Consider the following 6745-nt stretch of genomic DNA (forward strand, 5'->3'; position numbering starts at 1 on the left):
GATAATTTAAAGTCTAAAATTATAATTATTTAAATCTATATTTTCAGATACAAATTTAAAATCTTTATAATGGTTTATATTTATAAGCTCTAAATCAAATTCTTCTTTAACTCCATAAAAATCAACTCCAGAGTCAAAGATTTTACGAAGTATTGGATTTAAATTATCATCAACAGAAGAAATATAAGGTAATATAATATTTTTATTTAATGCAAATGGCATACCTAAACCTAATGCAGTATCTAATTTTCCATATTCACGACGTCTTAAAAATGAAATAGTATTATCAATATTTGGACTATTAAATAATATATTTAAAATATTTTTATAGGTAATATCTGAGACAGTTGGTTGATCTCCAGATACACATAATACATAATCTTCATCAATATTTGTTAAACCATTGTATAATGATTTAGATAGACCTACATCATGTGGTTTATTTTCAACTATTTTTACTTTAGATAAATAATAATCATTAAGAGAATCAATAATTTCTTCTATGTAATGACCAAGTACTAGAATAATATTATTAACACCTGCATTTAATACATTATAAATTGTACATTCTAGAATTGTTTTTTTATTATTAACAAGTGGAAGAGTTAATTTATTTTTAATAGGTAAATTTAATTCTTTTAAATCACTTCTCATTCTAGAATTTAATCCTGCAGCAGTAATTACAGCACCAACCATTTAATCACCTAATATATTCCAATCTAAATAAAAAAAATATATTAAATATCTAAATATACTCTAAATCTAATTTAAAAAAATTAAAAAAAATAAACGATAAATATACCTTAAATTAAGATATAAAATTATTTATTTAATAAATTTAATTACTGTTTTTTAACATTTTCAAATAAAATTTTATTTAAAGAAGATTTAGAATATTTTACTCCAGCTTCACCAATTGATAAGATAATATCATTATCTTCAGCAATTTTAAGAGCAAGACGAATACCTTCAGTAACTTGTTCTGGTGAAGATCCAGTAGTTCCAGTTTTATTAAATTTAATATTAGATCTTATTGGAACAACATGAGTATCAATATAATCAACTACTTTAGTTGAAGATGTTGAAACAGGAATAACAATATCTGCTTTAGATAATAATTTTGCAATATCAATATCTCCTTCTTTACCACTTTCAGAAGATATTGTATTAAGTACAATAATTCTATTATGTTCTGTTTTAAGTTTTAAAACAGTGTTTAAAGTAGTTTCAACACCAGCAGGATTATGAGCATAATCCATAATCATTGTAGGATTATTATGAATGTACTCTAATCTACCAGGTACACCATTAAATGTTTCAAGTCCTCTTACAATACTATTAATATCTAAACCTTGTACCCATGCAGCACATGCTGAACCAAGAGAATTATAAACATTATGTACACCACTATTTTTAAGTGTAATATCTCTTGTTTCATCAACAAAATGTATAGTATATTTAGTTTTAGTAGTATTTCCTTCTTTTATAATACGAATATTAGTTGCATAAACATCTAATTTAGGATTTTTAAATCCACATTCACATTCATATTCTCCAAGATTTCTTAAATAACTTATATTATAATTTAATAATTTACCACAAGAAGGACAGTGTCTATTATTATATTTAGATTTAAATAAATCATTATCTCCATCTTTTATACCAAAATAGTGTATTTCTTTTTCAGGATGTTTACTTCCAATAGAAGCAAGTAATGGATCATCACCATCTAAAATTAAAGTATCTGCTACCTCAACCATTTCTTTTTTACAATTAATATAATCTTCAAATGTACCATTATTTAAATGATCACGAGTAATATTAGTAATTACTCCCATATTTACATGTGAATTTGTAGCTGAACGTTTAATTTCACCTTTTCTACCAAAAGTACCTATTTCAAGCACTGCTAAATCACCATCTAAACGTGCTTGTAATGCAGGTATAAATTCACTATTTCCTTGTATACGTAAACCATGTTCAGGAACTTTATAATTATTAATTTTAAATATATGTTTAATTGTATGAGTAGTAGTAGTTTTACCATTAGTTCCAGTAACACCAATAACAGGTTTATTAGGTAAGAAAAATTTAATTATTTCCTCAATTGAATATACAGGTAAATTCTTTTTATTAAAATTATTAAGTTTTGTTGTAAAGTAATCATTTTTAAGTAGACTAGGAGCTACAAATATAGCAGATTTACCTTTAAATGAATCATTATCTAATTCTTCACCTAATTTTAAGTTTATTCCTTCTTTCTTAAAAATTGGAGTTAAATAGCTATCTGGAGCTGAATCAATTATAGTAACATCTATATTATGACAAGCTAATATACGTGCAATTAAACTACCAACAGTTCCACAACCACCTAAAACAACCATTCCTTCAGAGAGACTGTTCATAAATTCTTCTTTGTCCATTAAATTACAACCTTATTATTTAAAAAATTATATTCTATTAAAAATTTATTTAATAGATATTTAAAATTCAATTATCATTATGATAATTAACTAATATTCCTTTTATTATATAATCTTCATATTCTATTTACTTCATTATTTTCTTTATAATAATTAACTAATATTCAATATAAACTAAAATATTAAAAACATTATATGAAAACCAAATAATATTCCATATAAACTAAAATATTAAAAACATTATATGAAAACCAAATAATATTCCATATAAAATTTATGAATTTAAATTATTAAAAATTCTAAAATAGATTTAAATTAAAAAATCATAATCTAAGTTTAAAATTTTAATATATTGAATAAACATTTTAGATTAATAAGTATTTAATATTTACCCATTTAATTTAAATATGATTAAAAAATCTTTAAATTAATTGATATAATTAATCAATTTAATAAATACTTAAATAAGTTTAAAAAAATACTCAAATAATAAATAAAAATTTAATTATTAATAATTAAATTTATTTAAAACTTAAATATTTGAAATAAATACTTAATTCAAATTACAAACTTTACATAATTCTTCTAATCTTTCTTGAATACTAATGATTATTGCTTGACCATTACCACCAATAAATATTGGTTTATCATGAGCATATTCTGCAACAAATCCAATTAATTCATCAAGATTATGTGCAACATCAACTTTTCCAGTATAATGAAGTTTACTTAATCTATCTAAAGCCATATCAATAGTATTAGCTAAACCTGGAAATACAATAATAGCTTCAGGATTATGTTTAACTACCTCATCAATAATATCTAACCTATGTTCTTCATTAGGTCTTGGAGTTCCTAAAAATGCAACAGGGAAATAAACTTCATCAAATATAGTTTTAACAGCATCAGAATTATCAGTTTTACCAATATAAATATCAGAATTATATAATCTAATGATTTTAAGTCTACCTTCTACTGCTTCAAAATTTTTCAAAGTATTTTTAATAATTTCTTTAGGAACACCAACTTGTTCAGCAACTGCAGTAGCAAGACCAGCATTAAGTTTATTAAATTTACCAACAAGTTTTAAATCATCTTTATATGGTTTATATGGAATTAATTTATTAGCAGATTTATTAAACTCATCAATATATTCTTGATTTTCTGATACAATAACTTTTTTATTTTTAAATATTTTAACTAATGAATTTTTATAATTCTCCATACTTCCATGAACATCCATATGATCATTACCCATATTAGTTAAAGCAAGCATATCAAAGTTAAAACAATAATCACAGAAATTTAAAGTCATATCACATACTTCAATAAGTATTATATCATAATCATTTTTCTCTGCTTCAAGAATAATATCATAGTATCCATTAAAACCACCACCTGCATTTCCACCAACTAAAACTTTTTTACCATAAGCTTCAAGTATAGCTTTAATAATATATACAGAGGTTGTTTTACCATTAGTTCCAGTAACACCAATTGTAAATATTTTTCTATGTTTATTTAAAACATCTTGAAGTAATTTACCAGATAATTTAAATTCATTAGCAAATTTATTATTCCACATACTAGGACTTAAAACAATAGCATCACTTGATTTAATCTTATTAATATCATTAGCACCTAAATCTATTGTAATATTATCTGCAACAATAGATATCTGTTCAGTATTATCTGGTGTAACATTAATATCTGTAATAGGCATGTTTAAATCTTTTAAATTAATATCTTTCTGTAAATCTGATGCATAAACAGACCATCCATGGTCAAGTAATGATTTTGAAGCTTTTTTACCTTCAACACCAAGTCCAATAACAGCTGCTCTCATGTTTTTAATCCCTTCTATAATTTTTAAAAAATATCTAATTAACTAAATAATGTATTTTTTAAGTCTTATAAAATAATCAAATAAGACCTATTATTAATAGATTTATACAAAATTCTTTATAAATTTTTATATATGAATTTTTTATATTTATTTTAATTATTTAATAAATTCTTTTATAGTATAAATTATTATACTAAATTTTAAGAAAGCTTTAAATGATAATATAAAATTTTTAATAATTAAATATTAAAATAAACTTTAAAAGTTAATAATTAAACATATTTAAAATCCTTTAAAAATTTAATTATATTTAAATTAATAATATCCTCTCCTAAATTCATGACAGTATACTAACAAAAAAACAACAAAATACAAAAACATGACAGTATACTAACAAAAAAAATAACAAAATACAAAAACATGACAGTATACTAACAAAAAAAATAACAAAGTATAATTTTTTAATATTAAAGATTTATAGAAATATTAAAGATAAAAAATATATATTGTAAACTAATAAAATTATAGCAATTATTAAAAATATTAAAAAATCTTCAAAACTGAGGTGAAAAATAATGTTTGAAGAAGAACAAGACGATAAAATATATAATCTTCTAATTACACGTGGAAAAAATCATGAAGAAGATTATAACACATTTGTTGATAAATTATACAAAAAAGGAGATTTTCTATGGAAAGAATCTGTAGCAGCATCATATTCACATTTACCTGAAAGTTTCTTTAATAAAATAGATGCAATTATAATACTTTCTGGAACATATAATAGTAATAAAGAAGAAATTGATGATATCATAACAGCTGCAAAACAATTTAATATTCCAATAGTACTTGTAAGACCATATGGTATGGAAGAAGTTCCTGAAAATCTTGAAGCTGTTGCAACAACACTTGTTGGATGGAATTCCAATTGTATTGTAGAAGCAATTAAAGGTGCAATTAATGGTGACTATGAAAGTGCATGTGGAATAGAATAAAAAACATTTTAAAATTAATATAATATTAAAAATTAAATTTTAATATTAATTAATTATTTTATAAATTTAATAAAATATATTTAAAAACAACTATTTTTAAAACAATTAAATATTAGGAAATAAAATTAAAAAAAATTATATCTTAATATTAATATTAACTTCATAATCTATTTATTTTATAAAAGATTTAATTATTTTACAAAATCTAATAATTAATCATCATACAATTTTTGACCAACACATACCATACAAAATTATGTTTATATTCCTTTCTCAAAAATTTTAAATAAATTTTGTATTTTTATAAAAAGAGAATTAATAGTCCAAAAATAAGATTTCCAGAGTTTACAGATGAATGGATGAATTATAAAATTAAAAGTTTATTTAAGTTTTTAAAAACAAATTCATTATCTAGATCACAATTAAATTATGATGATGGAAATATAAAGAATATACATTATGGAGATATTCATAAAATATTCAAAACCATATTAAATTGTCAAAATGAAGAAATACCTTATATTAATAAGGATGTTCCAGAAAATAAAATAAAAAAAGATTTTTGTAAAGATGGAGATTTAATTGTTGCTGATGCATCGGAGGATTATGAAGATATTGGTAAATCTATTGAAATATTTAATATTCAAAATGAAAAAATTGTTTCAGGATTACATACAATAATTTTAAGATCTAAAGAAAAGGATACTTTTGCTCCAATGTTTAAAGGATATTTATTCCAAACTGAAAATGTTAAAAAACAAATAAAAGTATATGCAAATGGTGTTTCAGTTTTAGGAATTGGAAAAAAGGATATTTCAAAAATCAATATTAATATTCCTTCATTTGAAGAGCAGAAAAAAATTGGAAAATTCATTTATCAAATTGATAAGAAAATTGAGTTAATGGAAAAGAAACATACGTTATACTTAGATATAAAGAAGTATTTTATGAAAAATATGTTTTGTAATAAACTTAATTTAAAACCTAAAATAAGATTTCCAGAATTTACGGAGGAATGGGTAGAATATAAACTTGGAGATATTACTTTTATACCTAAAAAAGAAAAAATTAAAAGGTTAACTTCAAATGAAAAATTATTAACTGTTAAATTACATGCAAAAGGTATTTGTGTTAATGAAAATATTAAACCTAAACTATCAAAAAAAGGTAGACCTTATTATAAAAGATATTCAAATGAATTATTAATTGGTAGACAAAATTTTCATAATGGAGGACTTGGTTTAATTCCTCAAGAATTAAATGGTGGAATATGTTCAAATGCTATTTCTTCATTTTGTGTTAAAAAAGAAAAAATATTATTAAAATTTTTATATTATAATTTAAGTAGAAAAAATTATTATACTTACTGTGAAAAATATGTTGGTGGAACTGGTCAAAAAGAATTTTCAGAAAAACAATTATTAAAATTAAAAGTTAAAATTCCAGAAATTGCAGAACAAAAGAAAATAATAGAATTTTTG

The 6745-nt window shown here is 21.8% G+C and carries 5 protein-coding genes; 2 read left to right on the forward strand and 3 right to left on the reverse strand.

The window, feature by feature from the left end; translation table 11 throughout:
- Positions 1 to 6: 6 nt before the first annotated feature.
- From BGI41_RS05870 to BGI41_RS05880, 3 genes are all read right to left on the reverse strand, one after another.
- On the reverse strand, positions 7 to 696 hold the full coding sequence (locus BGI41_RS05870; RefSeq protein WP_088539447.1) for an NTP transferase domain-containing protein: 690 nt from the start codon (positions 694 to 696) through the stop codon (positions 7 to 9).
- A gap of 146 nt (positions 697 to 842) precedes the next feature.
- On the reverse strand, positions 843 to 2423 hold the full coding sequence (locus BGI41_RS05875) for a Mur ligase family protein (protein WP_233126333.1): 1581 nt from the start codon (positions 2421 to 2423) through the stop codon (positions 843 to 845).
- A 553-nt stretch (positions 2424 to 2976) separates the two neighbouring features.
- A complete protein-coding gene (locus BGI41_RS05880) occupies positions 2977 to 4269 on the reverse strand; it encodes a Mur ligase family protein (protein WP_088539449.1) in 1293 nt (430 codons plus the stop codon).
- Positions 4270 to 4844: 575 nt separating this feature from the next.
- Here BGI41_RS05880 and BGI41_RS05885 point away from each other — a divergent pair.
- The gene (locus tag BGI41_RS05885; protein ID WP_088539451.1) at positions 4845 to 5264 is read left to right on the forward strand and encodes a nuclease; all 420 of its coding nucleotides are present in this window, start codon (positions 4845 to 4847) and stop codon (positions 5262 to 5264) included.
- Between the two features lie 359 nt (positions 5265 to 5623).
- Positions 5624 to 6745: restriction endonuclease subunit S (locus BGI41_RS05890; protein WP_088539453.1), on the forward strand; the 1122-nt coding region annotated here is incomplete at its 3' end.

The organism is Methanobrevibacter sp. 87.7, assembly GCF_002208625.1.
Classification (GTDB): Archaea; Methanobacteriota; Methanobacteria; order Methanobacteriales; family Methanobacteriaceae; genus Methanarmilla.